This is a genomic window from Chitinophagales bacterium, from assembly GCA_017303835.1.
Taxonomy (GTDB): Bacteria; Bacteroidota; Bacteroidia; order Chitinophagales; family Chitinophagaceae; genus JAFLBI01.
The window spans coordinates 562,818-579,904 of record JAFLBI010000001.1 but is presented as its reverse complement, the minus strand read 5'-3'; the positions used below and the strand labels follow the sequence as shown (position 1 = coordinate 579,904).

The 17,087-nt window shown below is 42.3% G+C and carries 19 protein-coding genes; 13 read left to right on the top strand and 6 right to left on the bottom strand.

Going from position 1 to position 17,087, the window contains the following annotated elements:
* Window positions 1–83 precede the first annotated feature (83 nt).
* The 9 genes from pruA (at window position 84) to J0L83_02525 (ending at window position 7,892) form a co-directional block, all read left to right on the top strand.
* Window positions 84–1,715, top strand: coding sequence for an L-glutamate gamma-semialdehyde dehydrogenase (gene pruA, locus J0L83_02565; GenBank protein ID MBN8663427.1), 1,632 nt, complete (start codon window positions 84–86; stop codon window positions 1,713–1,715).
* A gap of 399 nt (window positions 1,716–2,114) precedes the next feature.
* Complete coding sequence (locus J0L83_02560; GenBank protein ID MBN8663426.1) at window positions 2,115–2,837, top strand: thioredoxin fold domain-containing protein; 723 nt, start codon at window positions 2,115–2,117, stop codon at window positions 2,835–2,837.
* Between the two features lie 153 nt (window positions 2,838–2,990).
* A complete protein-coding gene (pdhA, locus tag J0L83_02555) occupies window positions 2,991–3,986 on the top strand; it encodes a pyruvate dehydrogenase (acetyl-transferring) E1 component subunit alpha (protein ID MBN8663425.1) in 996 nt (331 codons plus the stop codon).
* A gap of 30 nt (window positions 3,987–4,016) precedes the next feature.
* Window positions 4,017–4,709, top strand: a complete 693-nt coding sequence (locus J0L83_02550; GenBank protein MBN8663424.1) for a tetratricopeptide repeat protein — start codon at window positions 4,017–4,019, stop codon at window positions 4,707–4,709.
* Window positions 4,709–5,191, top strand: coding sequence for a 6,7-dimethyl-8-ribityllumazine synthase (locus tag J0L83_02545; GenBank protein ID MBN8663423.1), 483 nt, complete (start codon window positions 4,709–4,711; stop codon window positions 5,189–5,191). Before J0L83_02550 ends, J0L83_02545 begins: the two co-directional genes overlap by 1 nt.
* Before the next feature lie 17 nt (window positions 5,192–5,208).
* Window positions 5,209–5,937 (top strand): (Fe-S)-binding protein, encoded by a 729-nt coding sequence (locus J0L83_02540; protein ID MBN8663422.1) that lies wholly within the window; start codon window positions 5,209–5,211, stop codon window positions 5,935–5,937.
* A 138-nt stretch (window positions 5,938–6,075) separates the two neighbouring features.
* Window positions 6,076–6,486: an EVE domain-containing protein gene (locus tag J0L83_02535; protein ID MBN8663421.1), complete on the top strand. Its 411-nt coding sequence runs from the start codon at window positions 6,076–6,078 to the stop codon at window positions 6,484–6,486.
* A 213-nt stretch (window positions 6,487–6,699) separates the two neighbouring features.
* The gene (locus J0L83_02530) at window positions 6,700–7,110 is read left to right on the top strand and encodes a hypothetical protein (protein ID MBN8663420.1); all 411 of its coding nucleotides are present in this window, start codon (window positions 6,700–6,702) and stop codon (window positions 7,108–7,110) included.
* An 89-nt stretch (window positions 7,111–7,199) separates the two neighbouring features.
* A complete protein-coding gene (locus J0L83_02525; GenBank protein MBN8663419.1) occupies window positions 7,200–7,892 on the top strand; it encodes an NAD-dependent deacylase in 693 nt (230 codons plus the stop codon).
* Between the two features lie 19 nt (window positions 7,893–7,911).
* On the opposite strand, the gene J0L83_02520 is transcribed toward J0L83_02525, so the two are convergent.
* The 3 genes from J0L83_02520 to J0L83_02510 all read right to left on the bottom strand — a co-directional run bounded on the left by J0L83_02520 (window position 7,912) and on the right by J0L83_02510 (window position 10,476).
* Window positions 7,912–9,621, bottom strand: coding sequence for a hypothetical protein (locus tag J0L83_02520; protein MBN8663418.1), 1,710 nt, complete (start codon window positions 9,619–9,621; stop codon window positions 7,912–7,914).
* Window positions 9,622–9,710: 89 nt separating this feature from the next.
* Window positions 9,711–10,154: a hypothetical protein gene (locus tag J0L83_02515; GenBank protein ID MBN8663417.1), complete on the bottom strand. Its 444-nt coding sequence runs from the start codon at window positions 10,152–10,154 to the stop codon at window positions 9,711–9,713.
* Between the two features lie 7 nt (window positions 10,155–10,161).
* Window positions 10,162–10,476, bottom strand: a complete 315-nt coding sequence (locus J0L83_02510) for a hypothetical protein (GenBank protein ID MBN8663416.1) — start codon at window positions 10,474–10,476, stop codon at window positions 10,162–10,164.
* Between the two features lie 301 nt (window positions 10,477–10,777).
* On the opposite strand from J0L83_02510, the gene J0L83_02505 reads away from it, so the two are divergent.
* A complete protein-coding gene (locus tag J0L83_02505) occupies window positions 10,778–10,987 on the top strand; it encodes a PLDc_N domain-containing protein (GenBank protein MBN8663415.1) in 210 nt (69 codons plus the stop codon).
* Between the two features lie 103 nt (window positions 10,988–11,090).
* Here the strand turns inward: J0L83_02505 and J0L83_02500 are convergent, their stop codons facing one another.
* A complete protein-coding gene (locus J0L83_02500; protein MBN8663414.1) occupies window positions 11,091–12,329 on the bottom strand; it encodes a hypothetical protein in 1,239 nt (412 codons plus the stop codon).
* 87 nt (window positions 12,330–12,416) lie between these two features.
* On the opposite strand from J0L83_02500, the gene ychF reads away from it, so the two are divergent.
* The 3 genes from ychF to J0L83_02485 all read left to right on the top strand — a co-directional run bounded on the left by ychF (window position 12,417) and on the right by J0L83_02485 (window position 15,588).
* Window positions 12,417–13,520: a redox-regulated ATPase YchF gene (gene ychF, locus J0L83_02495; protein ID MBN8663413.1), complete on the top strand. Its 1,104-nt coding sequence runs from the start codon at window positions 12,417–12,419 to the stop codon at window positions 13,518–13,520.
* Window positions 13,521–13,622: 102 nt separating this feature from the next.
* Window positions 13,623–14,747, top strand: coding sequence for an FAD-binding oxidoreductase (locus J0L83_02490; GenBank protein MBN8663412.1), 1,125 nt, complete (start codon window positions 13,623–13,625; stop codon window positions 14,745–14,747).
* Window positions 14,748–14,781: 34 nt separating this feature from the next.
* Window positions 14,782–15,588, top strand: coding sequence for a glutaminyl-peptide cyclotransferase (locus J0L83_02485; protein ID MBN8663411.1), 807 nt, complete (start codon window positions 14,782–14,784; stop codon window positions 15,586–15,588).
* On the opposite strand, the gene J0L83_02480 is transcribed toward J0L83_02485, so the two are convergent.
* Together J0L83_02480 and J0L83_02475 are read right to left on the bottom strand one after the other, a co-directional pair.
* Complete coding sequence (locus tag J0L83_02480) at window positions 15,585–16,481, bottom strand: class I SAM-dependent methyltransferase (protein MBN8663410.1); 897 nt, start codon at window positions 16,479–16,481, stop codon at window positions 15,585–15,587. The two genes, J0L83_02485 and J0L83_02480, sit on opposite strands and share 4 nt — an antisense overlap.
* Window positions 16,482–16,489: 8 nt before the next feature.
* Window positions 16,490–17,083: a hypothetical protein gene (locus J0L83_02475; protein ID MBN8663409.1), complete on the bottom strand. Its 594-nt coding sequence runs from the start codon at window positions 17,081–17,083 to the stop codon at window positions 16,490–16,492.
* Window positions 17,084–17,087 lie beyond the last annotated feature (4 nt).

Here is a 17,087-nt window from a genome sequence, read left to right as displayed (position 1 = left end):
CCCGCGTAGCGCTACGGTAACTTTGGGCACTGCCAATTCAGGGGCAATTGCTACCTTGCGCACTCAACATTAAAACTGTTCATATGAGTCTGGGAACTTTCTCCTACCCCATGCCTGCCAATGAGCCGGTATTATCATACGCACCCGGCAGCCCTGAAAGAGCTGCTTTGAAAAAGACCCTTGCTGAGTTAAAGAAAAAAGCCATTGAAGTACCGATGTATATTGGTGGCAAGCAGGTAAAGACCGGAAAGAAAGTAGCCATGCATCCACCCCATGAGATTGCCCACACACTGGGTTATTTCCACGCTGGTGAAGAAAAGCATGTACACCAGGCCATTGATGCAGCTTTGAAAGCCAAAGAAGCATGGGCAGCTATGAGTTGGGAAAGTCGCGCACATATCTTTTTAAAAGCTGCTGACTTAATTGCCACCAAGTATCGTTACCACATGAATGGTACAACGATGCTGGGCCAAAGCAAGAATGCATTTCAGGCAGAGATCGACAGTGCCTGCGAGATCATTGATTTCTTGCGCTTTAACGTGCATTTCTTAAGTGAGATCTATAAGCAACAACCTATTTCAGCTCCCGGCATGCATAACCGCATGGAATGGCGCCCGCTGGAAGGTTTTGTACTCGCTGTAACGCCTTTCAACTTTACAGCCATTGGCGGCAACCTGCCTACTTCTGCTGCCATGTGCGGTAACGTAGTCGTTTGGAAGCCTGCCAACACACAGATTTATTCTGCGCAGATGTTTATGCGTATTTTGAAAGAAGCTGGTCTGCCTGATGGTGTTATTAACCTGATTTATGTAGATGGTCCAACCATTGGTAAAGTATGTTTCAACCACCGCGATTTTGCTGGTGTACACTTTACTGGTTCAACAGGCGTCTTCAATAATATGTGGAAGACCATTGGTGAAAATATTCCTAAGTACAAATCATACCCACGTATTGTAGGTGAAACCGGTGGTAAGGATTTCGTGGTAATTCACAAGAGTGCTGATGTGGACACAGCTGTAGCTGCGTTGGCTCGTGGTGCATTTGAGTTCCAGGGACAAAAATGTTCTGCTGCCTCACGTGCTTATTTACCAAGCAATTTGGCTGAAGCCATTAAGATCAAACTGGTAGCAGAACTCAAGACCATGAAGATGGGTACTGTGGAAGACTTCTCCAACTTCGTGAACGCGGTGATTGATGAGAAAGCTTTCAACAGCATTACCCGTTACATCGATAATGCGAAAAAAGATAAGAAAGCCAGCATCTTGGTTGGTGGTAATTACAGTAAGAAAGCAGGTTATTTCATTGAGCCCACCGTGATTGAAGCAAAGGATCCTAAGTACACCACTATGTGCGAAGAAATCTTTGGCCCAGTGTTGACTATCTACACGTACGATGCAGATAAGTTTGAGCAGACCTTAGAGCTGGTTGACAGCACATCTCCTTATGCGTTAACCGGTGCTATTCTTGCACAAGACAGAGCTGCCGTGGAACTGGCTACGAATAAACTGCGCAATGCTGCCGGTAATTTCTACATCAACGATAAGCCTACAGGTGCTGTTGTTGGGCAGCAACCATTTGGTGGTGCACGTGCTTCCGGCACTAACGACAAAGCAGGCTCTATGCTGAACCTCTATCGTTGGTTGAGTGCAAGAACGATTAAAGAAACCTTCAATCCGCCAACCAATTATCGCTACCCATTCTTGAATGAAGCGTAAAATTGACAATTGATTATTGTTAATTGGTTGTTGAATAGGCTTTAGCTAATCACATTTATAATCCCGTTATAGCAACGGGATTTTTTATGCCACTAATACACTCAACGGCCTCAGAAAAATTTCGCAAAACATCAAGCCGAGTGAAGGAAATGCAGAAAGGTTGTTTGAGTGCGTAAGCACGAGTTTCCTTTCTGCCCGAAGCGAGGCGTAGGATGTATCGAAATTTTTCTGCAGCCTTGACCTTTTTGGTTCTTTTTGGGTCAAGCCAAAAAGAATGGATGAAAATATAGAATATGTTTAAGTGTAAAGAAGATACAGCAGCTAACATTGAAGTGTATAACTGGTCGTGCTTTCATAAACCCATATAGACAAGAATCCGCACTATCTTTGCAAAAAAAGATGAACAGTGTGATACGTTTTTGTGTAGCAGGCCTAATGGCTTTTTCATTGACCGCGTGTGGCAACAATCAGCCAACAAACGAAAACCGATTACAAACAGAACTGAGTCCTGAAGCATTTCAGGCTGGTCTAACCAAAACACCTGATGCCTTGGTATTAGACGTGCGCACAGCTGAGGAATACGCCAAAGGTCATTTGCCTAAAGCAAGAAATATTGATTGGTATAGCGAGGATTTTATGCAACAAGTTTCCGGCTACTTGAAATCCAGACCAGTGTATGTGTATTGTTTAAGTGGTGCGCGCAGTGCTGCAGCCGCAGATAAATTACGCAGTGCAGGCTTCACCGAAGTGTACAATATGGAAGGCGGTATTGTAAAATGGCGTGCTGCAGGTTTACCACAAACCATGGATGCTGCGGCCAGCACAAGCAGTATGGACAAAGCCGCTTATGAACAATTATTGGTTTCTGATAAGAAAGTACTGATAGATTTCTATGCAGATTGGTGTGGCCCTTGCAAGGAAATGGCTCCCTACCTGGAGGAACTAAAAACCGAGCGCGCTGCCGACCTGCAAATCATTCGCATTAACGCCGATGATAACCAGCAATTGCTACAAGAACTGGGTGTGGATGCGCTACCTACCCTGATCCTCTACCAAAAACAAGCACAGCTATGGCGGCAGACGGGCTTTATCAGCAAGGCCGATCTGCTGAAAAAGCTCTGATCAGATACCGGCTAATCAATTGTAAGACAGTGGATTTCAAGGGTTTTAACCTGTGGAATTCCTGTGGTACATCTTTGCATTCTATGCCCTATATTTGCCCCCGCTTGCGGAAAGCCTGATTTTCCGCCGGCAACCGATTAAAAATCAACGCAAGTGCCTACTAAATTCACCAAAGAAACCTATCTCTACTGGTACGAGCTGATGCAGCTCATTCGCCAGTTTGAACTCAAGGCTGAGGAAATGTATAAAATGGCTGGTAAGATCCGCGGATTTTTCCATGCTTATGTGGGTCAGGAAGCCATTGCTGCGGGTTGTATGACGGCAACTGGTGCAGATGATCCGTTTATTACTGCTTACCGCGACCACGGTTTAGCACTGGCAAAAGGTACTTCTGCCAATGCTTGTATGGCTGAACTCTATGGTAAAGCAACCGGTTGTGCAAAAGGCAAGGGCGGTAGTATGCACTTCTTCGATATCGAAAACAAATTCTTCGGTGGTCATGGTATCGTAGGTGCCCAGATTGGAACCGGTGCCGGTTTGGCTTTCGCAGAGAAATATCGTGGCACGCAGAATGTAACCCTCGCTTTCTTTGGCGATGGTGCTGCACGTCAGGGTATGCTCCATGAAACTTTCAACCTGGCTATGTTGTGGAAACTGCCAGTGATTTTCATTTGCGAGAACAATAACTATGCAATGGGTACTTCTATTGAACGTACCAGCAATGTGATTGATATTTATAAATTGGCCGATGCCTACGAAATGCCTGCTGATAAGATCGATGGCATGTCGCCCGAAGCAGTACACGAAGGTGTAGCTCGTGCGGTAAAGCGTGCACGCGAAGGTGATGGTCCTACCCTGTTAGAGATCAAGACCTACCGTTATAAGGGCCACTCTATCTCTGATCCACAGAAATATCGTACTAAGGAAGAAGTGGAAGAATACAAAGAGCAGGATCCGATTAACAAAGTGCGCCATACCATTCTGGAAAACAATTTCGCAACTGAAGCAGATTTAAATGCAATTGATGCCAAGATTAATGCTGTAGTAGAAGAAAGTGTACGTTTTGCAGAAGAAAGCCCTTGGCCGGATGATAGCGAAGTACTGAAAGATGTGTATATCGATCAGAACTATCCTTTTATCGTTGACTAATTAAACAGTAATACTTTATAAACCTGAACCATGAGTGATCAACACACAGCTCCTGTTGTAGACAAAGACCCGCTGCTGAGCGCACAGAGCTTTTGGAAAAAGAATCAAAAGAATATCCTGATAGCCGCTGCCGTAGTAGTCATTGCAGTAGGTGGCTGGTTTGCCTATGGCGAATACGTCGTAAAGCCAAAAGAAACCAAAGCTGCTGAGGCTATTGCAAAAGCGCAACAATTATTTGCACAAGATTCAACTCGCAAAGCATTGGATGGTGATGGCAGTGCCAAAGGCTTTCTTTATGTGATCAAGAATTTTGATGGCACAAAGAGTGCTAATCTCGCAAAATACTATGCAGGTGTTTCTTACCTGAAACTCGGCGAATTTGAAAACGCTGTAAAATACCTGAAAGATTTCTCTACAGACTCTAAGCCTGTACAGTTGCTGGCTTACGCACGCCTTGGTGATGCTTACAGCGAACTGAACAAGAAGGATGATGCAGTTGCCGCTTATAAGAAAGCTGCTGCTACTTTCCCTCAAGATGAAGCTAGCTCTGCAGAATACCTCTTCCGTGCAGGTCTGTTACTGGAAACTCAAGGTAAAAACAAAGAAGCTTTGGAACTATATAAAGAACTGAAGACTAAATTCCCTAAGACAGACAAAGGCTTCCAGGTAGATAAGTACATCTATCGCCTGAACGTAGAACCAAACGAATTCAGTGTAAAATAATGGCCACAAAAGGTAATACACAATTGCACAAAGGCATCCCCGCAACAAAGGATGCCTTTGTTGTTCTGGTTGTAACAGAATGGAACAGCCATATCATTAAGAAGCTGGATGCTGGTGCAAAGAAAATACTGAAAGCAGCAGGCGTAGCTACTACTACCCTCACCGTTCCCGGTGCAGTAGAAATACCCTTTGCAGTAAAACAGCATTACACGCACAGCAAACGCATGCCTGATGCCTATATCGTTCTGGGCACAGTAATCAAAGGCGATACACCGCATTTCGATTATGTGTGTCAATCTGTAACAGAGGGTGTCACACACTTAAACTTAAGCTTGGATTGTCCAGTCATCTTTGGTGTACTCACGGTGAATACAGAAGAACAGGCCATTGAACGTATTGGCGGCAAGCATGGCCATAAAGGCGAAGAAGCTGCCATTACAGCATTGAAGATGATTGCGCTGAACAGAAAACTCATCAAATAAGCCAATACCTTTAGCACATGCAAGTACAGTTGTTCATTCCCTGTTTTATTGATCAGCTCTACCCAAACGTAGGCTTCAATATGGTAAAAGTGCTAGAGAAAGCAGGCTGTAAAGTCAATTACAATACCAATCAGACCTGTTGTGGTCAGCCCGCATTTAATGCAGGTTTTCGTGGAGAAGCCAAGGATGTGTGCAGCAAATTCATCAATGATTTTCGTGGAGAAGATTATGTGGTAGCACCTAGCGCTAGCTGTGTTGGTTTCGTGCGTAATTATTATGGCAAATTGTTTGATGATTCATCCATACACCACAAAACAGCTGAACAGTTGGGCAAGCGGATTTTTGAACTATCCGATTTTCTGGTAAATGTGCTGAAGGTAACTGATCTGGGCGCCAGCCTTGATGCAAAAGTGACTTATCACGACAGTTGTGCTGCGTTGCGCGAATGTGGTGTGAAGAAAGAACCACGCGTGCTGTTAAGTCATGTAAAGGGCTTGGAATTGGTTGAGATGAATGATGTAGAAACCTGTTGTGGTTTCGGCGGCAGCTTTGCCGTAAAATTTGAACCTATAAGCATTGCCATGGCTGATCAGAAAGTAAACAATGCATTAGCAACCGAAGCAGAATATCTGGTAAGCACAGACATGAGTTGTTTGATGCATTTAGAAGGCTATATCAATAAAGAAGGCAAGGCTTTGAAAGTGTTGCATTTGGCAGATGTTTTGGCGAGAGAAGCTGAGCTTTAATTAAGAATTAAAAATTAATAATTAATAATTTCATTAGCCTCTGAAAACTGCTGACGCAACAAATCAATCTGTTTGCTGTTCTAAATGACACCAAAGTCAAATTCTTAATTTTTAATTATTCATTATTAATTATATCAAATGAATTATTGGCTCATCAAATCAGAACCTTTTAAATACAGTTGGGAACAATTCTTGAAAGACAAACAAACTTTCTGGGATGGTGTACGCAATTATGCTGCGCGCAACAATCTCCGCGCGATGAAAAAAGGTGATCTGGCTTTGTGGTACCACAGTAATGAAGGTTTGGAAATTGTGGGTATTGCCAAAGTGGTGAAAGAAGCCTACCCCGACCCTACTATTGATGATCCAACATGGAGTGCTGTTGACTTTGCACCACACAAGACTTTAAAGCAACCAGTATCACTTGCTACCATTAAGGCGGATAAGCGTTTACAGAATATGGCATTGGTGAGACTTGGACGCTTATCTGTACAACCTGTTACAACAGAAGAATTCGCGATTGTTATGGACTTAGCGGGAATGAAGTAAGGATTGGTTATTGTCAATCTACAATTGTCTATTGTAAATTGTCGATTGTAGATTGTTGAATCACGATTGACCCCGAATGTTCAGGTCAAGCCACTGACTACTCACCTGTGCTATTCCTTTATCGTTTACTTAACAACCTAACACGGTTACATATTTCCATTTACAGGTATTCATATATGCAGGCCTGCATGATTCATCATTTAAACCTCATGTATGAAAAAGAACATCCTGACCATTCTGGTCATTGCTGCTATTGCAGCATTACTTTGGTTTTTCCAATCACGCAAGCAAATTGAGCCAGTCATTGCCCAAAAGGGATTACAAGGTGAATGGCAGCTCGACAGTATCGCACTGCAACAGCACCATGAAGACTCCTTGTCTTTATTGATTACCGCCATGCTAGGTGGAGAACATTCCATCCGCTTCACCAGCGATACCACTTTGCAATGGTTGAGCAAAAAAAAAGAGTGTAGTCAGTTGCAATACCAACTCTTTGACTCTTCACTCCGGCTGATTGATCCTGCAGATACATCTTTATTCCGAATTCATTCTCGTACAGACAGTACCATGGAATGGTTATACGTAAAAGATAGTACGATCTTCTTCTGGAAAAATAAACAATAAGTCAAGCCCCTAAGGGGGCTTTTTCCTTATAATCACTCTTGAACTCAATTGAGCTTAGATGTTTAATTTTATGTGAACTAGCGTATACGATGAAACAAAAACTTGTGGTATTAACCGGTGCTGGCATTAGTGCAGAAAGCGGACTCAAAACTTTTCGCGATAGCGATGGCCTATGGGAAGGTTATAATGTGTACGAAGTAGCCACGCCTAGAGGTTTTGCCGCCAACCCACAATTGGTGTTGGATTTCTATAATATGCGCAGGCGGGATGTTGCAGCCGCTGAGCCCAATGCGGCGCACCTTGCTTTAGCAGCACTGGAAAAGGATTTTGATGTACACATCATCACGCAAAATATTGACGACCTACACGAAAGAGCCGGCAGCACCAAAGTATTACACCTGCACGGGGAGATATTTAAGATGTGCAGTGTGCGCGATAAAAGCAAGACCTATGCAATTCATGGCGATATTCAATTAGGTGATCTCGCTCCTGATGGGCAGCAATTGCGCCCCTTTATCGTTTGGTTTGAAGAACCTGTAACCATGATGGAAGAAGCCGTTATGATTGCAGAAGAAGCAGACATATTTGTGGTCATTGGCACCTCCTTGCAGGTTTACCCTGCTGCTTCGCTGATACAATACATCCACCGTAGTATCCCAAAATATATTATCGATAAGAAAATACCACCCACACCAGGCATTAGTAACATTACTTCAATAGAAGCAACAGCAAGTGAGGGTGTGAAAGAATTGAAAAATCTACTGCAAAAAATTTTTAACTAAGACAAACATAGCATAACACCTACTCAACCATCTCTTTTACATCCTTTGTTTTACCCATACCATTACAGGCAGCGCATTGCCTTGTTCTTTTTTCAGGTGCATAGGTCTTGGTATATTCATCATAAACTGTAGAAGTCTTTTTCCAGATGGTATAATCCATCACAACTGTTTCAGTCACCAATCTTGGCATGCGCACCAATTCCGGACTACGTTGATACATATATGTTTCACGCGCACTTCCCTTACAGACTGTACACAAGACCGCAAATTCGGATAGTGAGTGCTTTGACAATCGGACTTTATCTGTAGAATATCCGGAAACATATTTACCATTCTTTAAATAATACAATCCACCTATCACCTTCTCAACCGGACTGGCTATTCCATTCTCTAACACAACATCACCTATTAATAAGTCAGAGAAACTTATTTGACCATCTATGACTTTCCGATTCTTTCGCCGCTCTTCGGGAGTAAACCCAAAGTTTACTTTTGCATCCTTTTCAAAGCCATCAATTCTCTTTCCAGTAGTTTGACGACTAAGTTTATACCCTTTATAGCTATCCTCGTAAGCGTAATGATTATCTTCATAGCCGCCGCTGACTATTTCCCGAGTATAAGTATTAAAGTCAGGAACAGCTATATCATTGGTGCTATACAATAATCTTAACCTTGGTGACAAGTCACTTCTATCAAAAATTGCTCCTTTTATGAATTTACCATTTACAAATTCACCTCCCATAATACCGTTTCCAATAAAATAGCCGTAACCGTTCGGAATTGCATCATCTACAAAACCTTCATACCTTGAGTCATTAACTCCTCCATACATGATAGTTCCAAAACCGTATGGCTTACCTTCATGATCCACTTCGCCAATATACTTTTTAAGTCCCCCTAAATTAACTGTATCAATTCTTGCGGAAATATCAAATGATTTTAGCGTAGTAACCTTATACCCACCGATATATAAAGCCTTAGACATGGGTAAATTATTGATTGTAATAGTAAATTGAGGAATCTCATAATCTGTCAAAACCCAGCCAGTTAAAAAATTTTCATCCAGCCTCCATCCTGTCATAGTTCCTTGCTTATTGAGATACTCCTGCTTTTCTACTAAAGTGCAATCGTAGCAAATATCTTTTTGATAATTTCCAGTCAACTGTTTACCCTCTATTAATGTGTATGCCCCAGTAATACTATCCTTACCTAATCTCAAAGGTTGTCCGTATCCTCTCGGAACAAATTTTGTACCTGTACCATGCAATAATCCAGCTTGAAAATTACCCTCACGAATACGATTGGGAATATTATTTCTCGTATCATACTCAATCAAAAAGCCCTTTCCATTCAGTAGACCATCTACATATTCTCCTTTTTCAAACCATTGATATTTTTGAGGATCAGGCACAAACGAAGTCCCATTCCTGAAAGCATCAATGAGTTGTTTATCGCTAAAAGTGTATGAATATTTTGAAAAACGATATCCTTTACCATTCAGTTTGCCTTTTACAAAATCACCTAGTTCATAGTAAACATACATTTGATATCCAGTATTGGCAATTCCGCCCGGCAAAGGATTTTTGGGACTCTCTACACGTCTAACCCCATATCCATTTTTACAATTACCCTCTAAACAATCTGTTTTTTGCGCCATTAAAGGCATTGCAGCTAAGAGCAGACCAAAAAAGCCGACAGCTTTAATTGAGGAAAGTCGTAAGCAATACATATTGGTCGTTTTAGGGTAAATAATGCTTAACAAAGACAATTTAAACAATACTGAAATGATTGACAAGATTTTCAAAAAAGGTCAAACCACTATCCGCCACTAATCAATATCCCTTTTGCAGCCAATAAATTCTTGAGTTTACTAATCTCATATTGATCTTTCCATAAAGCCACTCGTCTAGTTCTGCCGTTATTTAGATACAGTATCATTTCACAATCTCTACCAATTCTATTCCAAATAAACTTTATCGACTCAACCTCTTTTACACTAAAATCATTTCTAATAGGATATAAATCTTTGTATCTAAAAAGTAAGACGATAAAAACAAGTGCGGCATAAAGAAGCCCCATAATCTTATCATCGCTACTATTCTTGCTAAATCCTCTTAGGATATTAACAAATGACATAACCAAAAAAAAAGACAAAGGTGCTAACAACGCAAACTGCCTTTTTTTAAAATCATCCTCAATCACGATCCTGTCCTCGTGCACTTCCATACTGCCATCAGTCAAACTAAAATAATGTACAGCCATCTGACTACTATTTACGAATCTGTGTATCTGCTGTTTCACCAATCACTACTTTTCTCCGCAACACAAGGTAGAGCATACCTGAAATAGATAACATGAAAATGAAACTAACAATCCACATCACTTGCTCTACACGTTGGATATGCTTTGAGCGCACTATCTCGGGAATAGCTGTCAGCATAAACCCAATTGTCACAAAGAAACTCAACATCAAAAGCACATCACCTGGCGCGTAATGCAAAATCTTCATTACAGCACCGCTAATCGTTATTAGTGCACTCAGCAGATAAAGCACAACTAACAAATAATACCTGTTATTATGCATCTTGATTTTTTTTCAAAATAGCATCTAATTATTGTCCCGCCAACTGCGAATAACCGCAGGCTATAGATTAAACAACTTAGATGAAGCAGATTGAAACGCGACCGTTAATCTCACATAAAATACCCCGTTAATCAACGGATAAAAACCGGGAAAAATCCCGCCGAAATACGGGAAATTTCCCATTGACTAATCAGTTTCTTTTGCTTATGAGACGCAAGGTTTTACGCAGGAAAACACTCGAGAAGCTTGGCTAATCAACTACCCTTACTGTACTTTTGGCGTCCTATAATATTGCACATCTATGGAACTCTTGAGTCCGTTAAGTTTATCCGTCATTGAACTTATTATCATTGCATGCATCCTATTTTGGATTTGGTGCATCATTGATGTACTGCGCAACAAATTCGACGAACAAGAAAAAATGACCTGGCTAATGGTGAGTATTGTATTGTTTGTACCCGGCGCTATTCTATATGTGCTGTTCGGAAGAAAGCATCGGATAAAGAATTAGCAATTAATAATTAATAATTAATAATTGTTGGGTATAAAGAATTTGCTTGTACTTGTATATGCCAGTAGAACGAATATTAACTAGCAAAACCAGTAACTAGAAACTATCCATGCACAAAAAACACATACCCGATAATAATGGCTGCAATAACGCCGATGAAGTCGGCTAATAGACCTGCCCAAATTGCATAACGTACTTTCTTAATTCCTACACTACCAAAGTATAGCGCAATAATGTAAAAAGTTGTATCGGCTGAGCCTTGAAAAGTTGATGCCAACTGACCCACAAAAGAATCCGGGCCATGCACTTTCAACACATCCAACATCAATCCACGTGCACCGCTACCACTAAATGGTTTCATGATGGCTACAGGCAATGCTGCAGTAAAGTCTGCATTAATACCCGCCGCTTGAATCAATCCCGCCAATACATCCACCACATAGGTTAAAGCACCACTATCGCGAAACACGCGAATAGCCACCAGCATCCCCACTAAGTATGGAATGATTTTCAACACTACATCAAATCCTCCTTTGGCTCCTTCAATAAATGCATCAAAGACTTGCACCTTCTTCCATACGCCGCCAATGATGATCCCTACCACAATCATCAACAAAAGCATATTACCGGTTACCTTACTGAACACATTTTTCTGCGCAGCATCCATCCCACTCACCCAAAACAACAAACCACCTACCAATAACGCTAATGCGCCAATCCAAGCAAAGAGCACCCCATCCCATTTCAGCTTTTGCCAGAAACTCACCACCAGAATAGACGCTAATGTGGTACAGATAGTTGCCAATACACAAGGAATAAAGACGCTGGCTGGTTCTGTTGAGCCGGCAGCAATTCGGTAAGTAATAATTGACAATGGAATAATGGTTAATCCACTGGTATGCAGCACCAGAAACATGATCTGTGCATGGGTAGCTTTCTCTTTCTCGGGATTTATGCTCTGCAAACTATCCATAGCTTTCAAACCAAATGGTGTTGCCGCGTTATCCAGTCCCAGCATATTGGCGCTAAAATTCATCACCATCTGGCCCATGGCGGGGTGATTATCCGGTACTTCCGGGAAGAGGCGCTTCATAAACGGGTTAAGCAATCTGGCCAAACGACCGATAGCACCGGCTTTTTCGGCAATATTCATGAGCCCAAGGAAGAAGATCATGGTGCCTGCCAGGGGAAAACCCACGTCTATCACAGCACCCTTGGCAGAGTCGAACATACCGTCTACCAGTGTTTTAAAGATATCCGTATCATTCAGGAAGATGAACTTGGCCAATGCAATCACAAAAGCGATCACAAAAAAGGCTATCCAGACAATATTGAGGGCCATAAGCGTTGGGTTGGGTGCGTAAGGCGCCAAGACGTATCTTTGCGCCCTTCAAATTAACATCTTCCGTCATAAAAAAACAAAGCAATTATGGGTTTGCAAGCAGGTATTGTGGGTTTGCCCAATGTGGGAAAGTCAACTTTGTTCAACGCAGTCAGCAATAGCGCCAAGGCGCAAGCCAGCAATTATCGTTTCTGTACCATTGAACCCAATGTGGGCTTGGTGGATGTACCAGATGCACGACTGAACAAATTGGCCGAATTGGTGAAGCCCAACCGCATTGTACCCACCCAATTGGAGATTGTGGACATTGCCGGTCTGGTAAAAGGTGCCAGTAAGGGCGAAGGCTTGGGTAACAAGTTTCTGGCCAATATCCGCGAAGTGGATGCCATCATCCACGTGATCCGTTGTTTTGAGGACGAGAATGTGCTGCGCGAAGAAGGTGCCATCAACCCTATTGGCGATAAGGAAATCATTGACACCGAACTGCAGTTAAAGGATCTGGACAGTGTTGAAAAGAAAATGCAGCGTACCGAAAAGCAGGCACGTGTAGGTACCGATGCCAAAGCCAAGGCTGAACTGGAAGTGCTGATTCGTTGTAAAGCGCATTTGGAGCAAGGGAAGAGCATACGCTCATTAGACCTTACCAAAGAAGATAAAGTGGCTATCGCTGATTTATTTCTATTAACCGATAAGCCAGTGCTCTATGTTGCCAATGTGGGCGAAGCCGATATGCATACCGGCAACAAATATTCTGAGCAATTGAAAGCAGGTGTTGCTGCAGAAAAAGCAGAAGTGATTGTAATGTGCAACAATATTGAAGCGCAGATTGCTGAAATGGAGAATCCGGAAGATCAGCAGATGTTCATGGAAGAATATGGCATGAAAGAACCGGCACTGAATCGTTTGATTCAAAGCACCTACCAGTTGCTCAATTTAGAAACCTATTTCACTGCAGGTGTACAGGAAGTACGTGCCTGGACCATCCACAAAGGTTGGAAAGCACCACAAGCTGCAAGTGTGATCCATACAGATTTTGAAAAAGGTTTTATCAAAGCAGAAGTAATTGCTTACGATGATTATGTGCAGTATGGTAGTGAAGCGGCCTGCCGTGAAGCAGGTAAACTGCGCATTGAAGGCAAGGAATATATTGTGAAGGATGGTGATGTGATGCATTTCAGATTCAACGTGTAAAAAAGGCAAAAAAGGATGAGCTAAAAGTCAAAAGATATTAAGACTGCTTTTGCTTTCTCCTGATCAATTTTTTGCTTTTGACTTTTCACTTCTTACTTAACTATGAGTATTTCTATCTGGGAAAAAGAAACCGTATTGGCTCCGCAGGATGTGTTGATCATTGGTGCGGGTGTGATGGGTTTGTGGACAGCGCTTGAGCTGAAACAATTACAACCCAATCTGCGGATTCTTGTACTGGATCGTGGCGCAATACCTACAGGTGCTTCTTATCGCAATGCTGGATTCGCATGCTTTGGAAGCCCCACAGAACTTTGGTCAGATGCTGCTACTATGGGCGAAGATGCTATGCTGCATATTGTTGAGCAGCGAATCAAAGGCATTGAAAAAATACGGAAACACTTCACAGATCAGGAAATTGATTTTGACGCTTGCGGTGGATATGAATGTTTTACTGAAGCAGACACTACCCTTCCAGATCGTATAGCTGCGCTCAACAAAACCCTCCAACAGGTAACAGGCAATACCATCACTTTCCGTTTGGTAATTGATCAGTTGAAAGCACTTGGTCTAAGCAATTTCCAATCACTCGTCTCCAGCGCATGGGAAGGCGGTATCCATAGTGGTAAATATTTACAAGCCCTACACAAACGTGCTATTGTAGCTGGTATTCAAGTAGTGCATGGCGCAGCATTGCTGCATTGGCAGGAAAGCAATGATCAGGTTGTAGCGGAAACCAGTCTTGGTTATATCAAGACAAAACAATTATTGCTGTGCACCAATGGTTTTCTACAAGAACTCGTACCTGATAGCAATACAGTACCAGCACGGGGGCAAGTCTTACTCACAACACCTATTGAAGGACTAACCTTACGTGGCACTTTCCATTTTGATGAAGGTTTTTATTACTGGCGCAATCTGGGTAATAGAATCTTATTGGGCGGTGCACGCAACGTCAATAAAGCTGCTGAGCAAACAACAGCGCTTTATACCACACCTGAAATACAATCCGCTTTAGAAGCTTTTCTACATAAACATATCGGCGCGCAATACAGCTACAGTATTGAACAACGCTGGAGCGGCATCATGGGTTTTACCAAGGACAAGCGCCCACAATTTACCCAACATAGCGCTCGTGTACGTAGCGCCATAGCCTGCAACGGTATGGGGGTAGCTTTAGCACCCATGATGGCAGAAACAGTAGCCACTGTAGTCTTACAAAATTCTTAACGGGATAGCCGTAACAAGCCTTTACATTTGCTTCATGAAGCGCATTTTATGGAGCATATTTACCATAGTGGTAATGAATGCTTGCAAAAACAACGAGACAAATATCACGGATAGTAGTGCAGAAAACACGACTGCTATCAATATACCGGCCAATCTACCTTACACGATTGTAAACGTATATCCGCATGACACTGCAGCATATACACAGGGATTAGAATTTCATAATGGCTTTTTATACGAGGGTACTGGTCTGAATGGCGAAAGCTTTTTACGGAAAGCTGAGTTGAGCTCGAGCAAAACATTGCAGCGCGTTGATTTAGCCAAAGAATACTTTGGAGAAGGGATCACGATACTCAACAATAAAATTTATCAGCTCACCTGGCAGAACCACAAAGTATTTGTGTATGATCTAAATACATTTAAGCAAGTGCAGGAATTAGACTGGGCTTACGAAGGTTGGGGCTTAAGCAATAATGGTAAGCAGTTAATCATAACAACAGGTTCTAACAATATATACTTTGTAAATCCTGAAAACTTATCAATCGAAAAAACGCTGAGTGTGTACGACAACAATGGTCCTTTGGCCAATCTCAACGAAACTGAATTGGTGAATGGTGCATTGTATGCGAATGTGTATCAGACGGACCGAATTGTAAGAATTGATACAGCGAGTGGCGCTGTTACCGCCCAGCTTGATTTCAGTAATATTCTGGAGAAGAACAATCAACCCATTTATCCGAACAGAGATTACCTGAATGGAATTGCCTATGACAGCAGCAAACAGCTCATGTATGTGACTGGGAAAAAATGGCCGGCTTTATTTGCTTTGAAGTTGAACTAAGCTTTCTTCAATACATAAATCTGTGAGCTGCATCGATGCTTTTTGAATAAAGCGACGATATTGGACATTAACCCCATCAATACTGCGGCCACATATAACACAGAGCCATTTCTGTATTTTTCACTTAACATACTCACATAGAAACTATCAAACCACATAGGTTTGATACACTGCACAGCAAAACCATGCTTGGCAGCTAAGCCTTGCATGCTCTTCGGTGAGAAATGATACAAGTGCCGGGGAACATCGTAAGCTGCCCACTCTGATTTATAATAGGCTGCATCGTAACTGGTATAGTTTGGCACAGCGATGATCAGTCTCCCATCCTCCTTCAACAAATCAGCAAAGCGTTGAAAATAGCCTTGCAAATCATGCACATGTTCCAACACATGCCACAATGTGATGGCATCGTATTTATTGTTGGGCAATGTGTACAAATGATCTGGTGTGAGCAAAGATGCCTGATACCTTGCTTTGGCCACCTGACGGGCAGTTTCATCCGGCTCCAGTCCGCTCACCTGCCAACCCGCTGTTTGCATGGTATGCAGAAAAGCACCTGTGCCTGCACCAATATCAAGAATCTGCCCGGCCTGCTTCTTCGTAACTCGCTTAATTAATCGAAGTTTAGTGCCTAATGTATAATTGCGAACCAGATGGTAAAGTTTATTTACCAAACCTTTCTGGGTATCTGAATGCGAAATATACTCCTGCGATTGGTAATACTTACCTATTTCATGTAATGCCGGAACATCCTGTGTAAAACGGAGTGTACATGTATTGCACTGCCATATCTGATAAGCTTCTTTGCTTACCGTATGATCTGCTGCATTCAATTGATGACGAATATCATTGCTTCCACAGGCCGGGCATTGATTGTAAAGAATACGCTGCATAGCCTGTATTAAACGTAATAAAAGAGCAAAGCGCCAAGTCCTAATAAAAGAATAATCATCACATATACCCACCAATAGTCGGCTTCTTCTTTCGCCTCAATCTGTTCTTCCTCATTAACCTCCAATTCTTTAATTGCTTCATCTTCATCTTCAATCTTACGGTGTGCGAGTGGCTTATCCAAACGATAGTAGCCATGCTGTACTTCAAAAGTGCCGCTCAGCTTCAACTGCGGATACATTTCATTTACAGAGCGATCAGAAAGGAAAAGATAGTGCCCGTTTGTTTCCTTTTTCAATGTACCCATACCGGGTATTTCTATTCCATGATTCGTAGCAGACTCATGCTGCAGCTTATCAATATACTGATTGAATTCCCGAACCGCATCTTCTTCGTCCAATCCTGTTTCTTTGGCAACAAAACTGATAAAGTGCCTGTCTGCAGTTGCCTCGCCCTGGCGATATCGAATCACCTGCGTAGGGGCATGTAATAGGCCATTGGCTTTGTCGATCTCTGCCGGCAGTGTATCAATAGAAAAACTGCCTATGCTTGGTAGCTGCAGCCGCTTATTGAGAATGAGGTATTTATACAGAATATCTTGCATTGGT

Excerpts from the sequence above, each read along its gene's own strand:
- J0L83_02490 (MBN8663412.1), top strand. The coding sequence starts at position 13,623 with ATGAGTATTTCTATCTGGGAAAAAGAAACCGTATTGGCTCCGCAGGAT.
- ychF (MBN8663413.1), top strand. The coding sequence starts at position 12,417 with ATGGGTTTGCAAGCAGGTATTGTGGGTTTGCCCAATGTGGGAAAGTCA.
- J0L83_02475 (MBN8663409.1), bottom strand. The coding sequence starts at position 17,083 with ATGCAAGATATTCTGTATAAATACCTCATTCTCAATAAGCGGCTGCAG.
- J0L83_02480 (MBN8663410.1), bottom strand. The coding sequence starts at position 16,481 with ATGCAGCGTATTCTTTACAATCAATGCCCGGCCTGTGGAAGCAATGAT.
- J0L83_02520 (MBN8663418.1), bottom strand. The coding sequence starts at position 9,621 with ATGTATTGCTTACGACTTTCCTCAATTAAAGCTGTCGGCTTTTTTGGT.
- J0L83_02530 (MBN8663420.1), top strand. The coding sequence starts at position 6,700 with ATGAAAAAGAACATCCTGACCATTCTGGTCATTGCTGCTATTGCAGCA.
- J0L83_02485 (MBN8663411.1), top strand. The coding sequence starts at position 14,782 with ATGAAGCGCATTTTATGGAGCATATTTACCATAGTGGTAATGAATGCT.
- J0L83_02515 (MBN8663417.1), bottom strand. The coding sequence starts at position 10,154 with ATGGCTGTACATTATTTTAGTTTGACTGATGGCAGTATGGAAGTGCAC.
- pruA (MBN8663427.1), top strand. The coding sequence starts at position 84 with ATGAGTCTGGGAACTTTCTCCTACCCCATGCCTGCCAATGAGCCGGTA.
- J0L83_02510 (MBN8663416.1), bottom strand. The coding sequence starts at position 10,476 with ATGCATAATAACAGGTATTATTTGTTAGTTGTGCTTTATCTGCTGAGT.
- J0L83_02560 (MBN8663426.1), top strand. The coding sequence starts at position 2,115 with ATGAACAGTGTGATACGTTTTTGTGTAGCAGGCCTAATGGCTTTTTCA.
- J0L83_02540 (MBN8663422.1), top strand. The coding sequence starts at position 5,209 with ATGCAAGTACAGTTGTTCATTCCCTGTTTTATTGATCAGCTCTACCCA.
- J0L83_02535 (MBN8663421.1), top strand. The coding sequence starts at position 6,076 with ATGAATTATTGGCTCATCAAATCAGAACCTTTTAAATACAGTTGGGAA.
- J0L83_02525 (MBN8663419.1), top strand. The coding sequence starts at position 7,200 with ATGAAACAAAAACTTGTGGTATTAACCGGTGCTGGCATTAGTGCAGAA.
- J0L83_02545 (MBN8663423.1), top strand. The coding sequence starts at position 4,709 with ATGGCCACAAAAGGTAATACACAATTGCACAAAGGCATCCCCGCAACA.
- J0L83_02505 (MBN8663415.1), top strand. The coding sequence starts at position 10,778 with ATGGAACTCTTGAGTCCGTTAAGTTTATCCGTCATTGAACTTATTATC.
- J0L83_02500 (MBN8663414.1), bottom strand. The coding sequence starts at position 12,329 with ATGGCCCTCAATATTGTCTGGATAGCCTTTTTTGTGATCGCTTTTGTG.
- J0L83_02550 (MBN8663424.1), top strand. The coding sequence starts at position 4,017 with ATGAGTGATCAACACACAGCTCCTGTTGTAGACAAAGACCCGCTGCTG.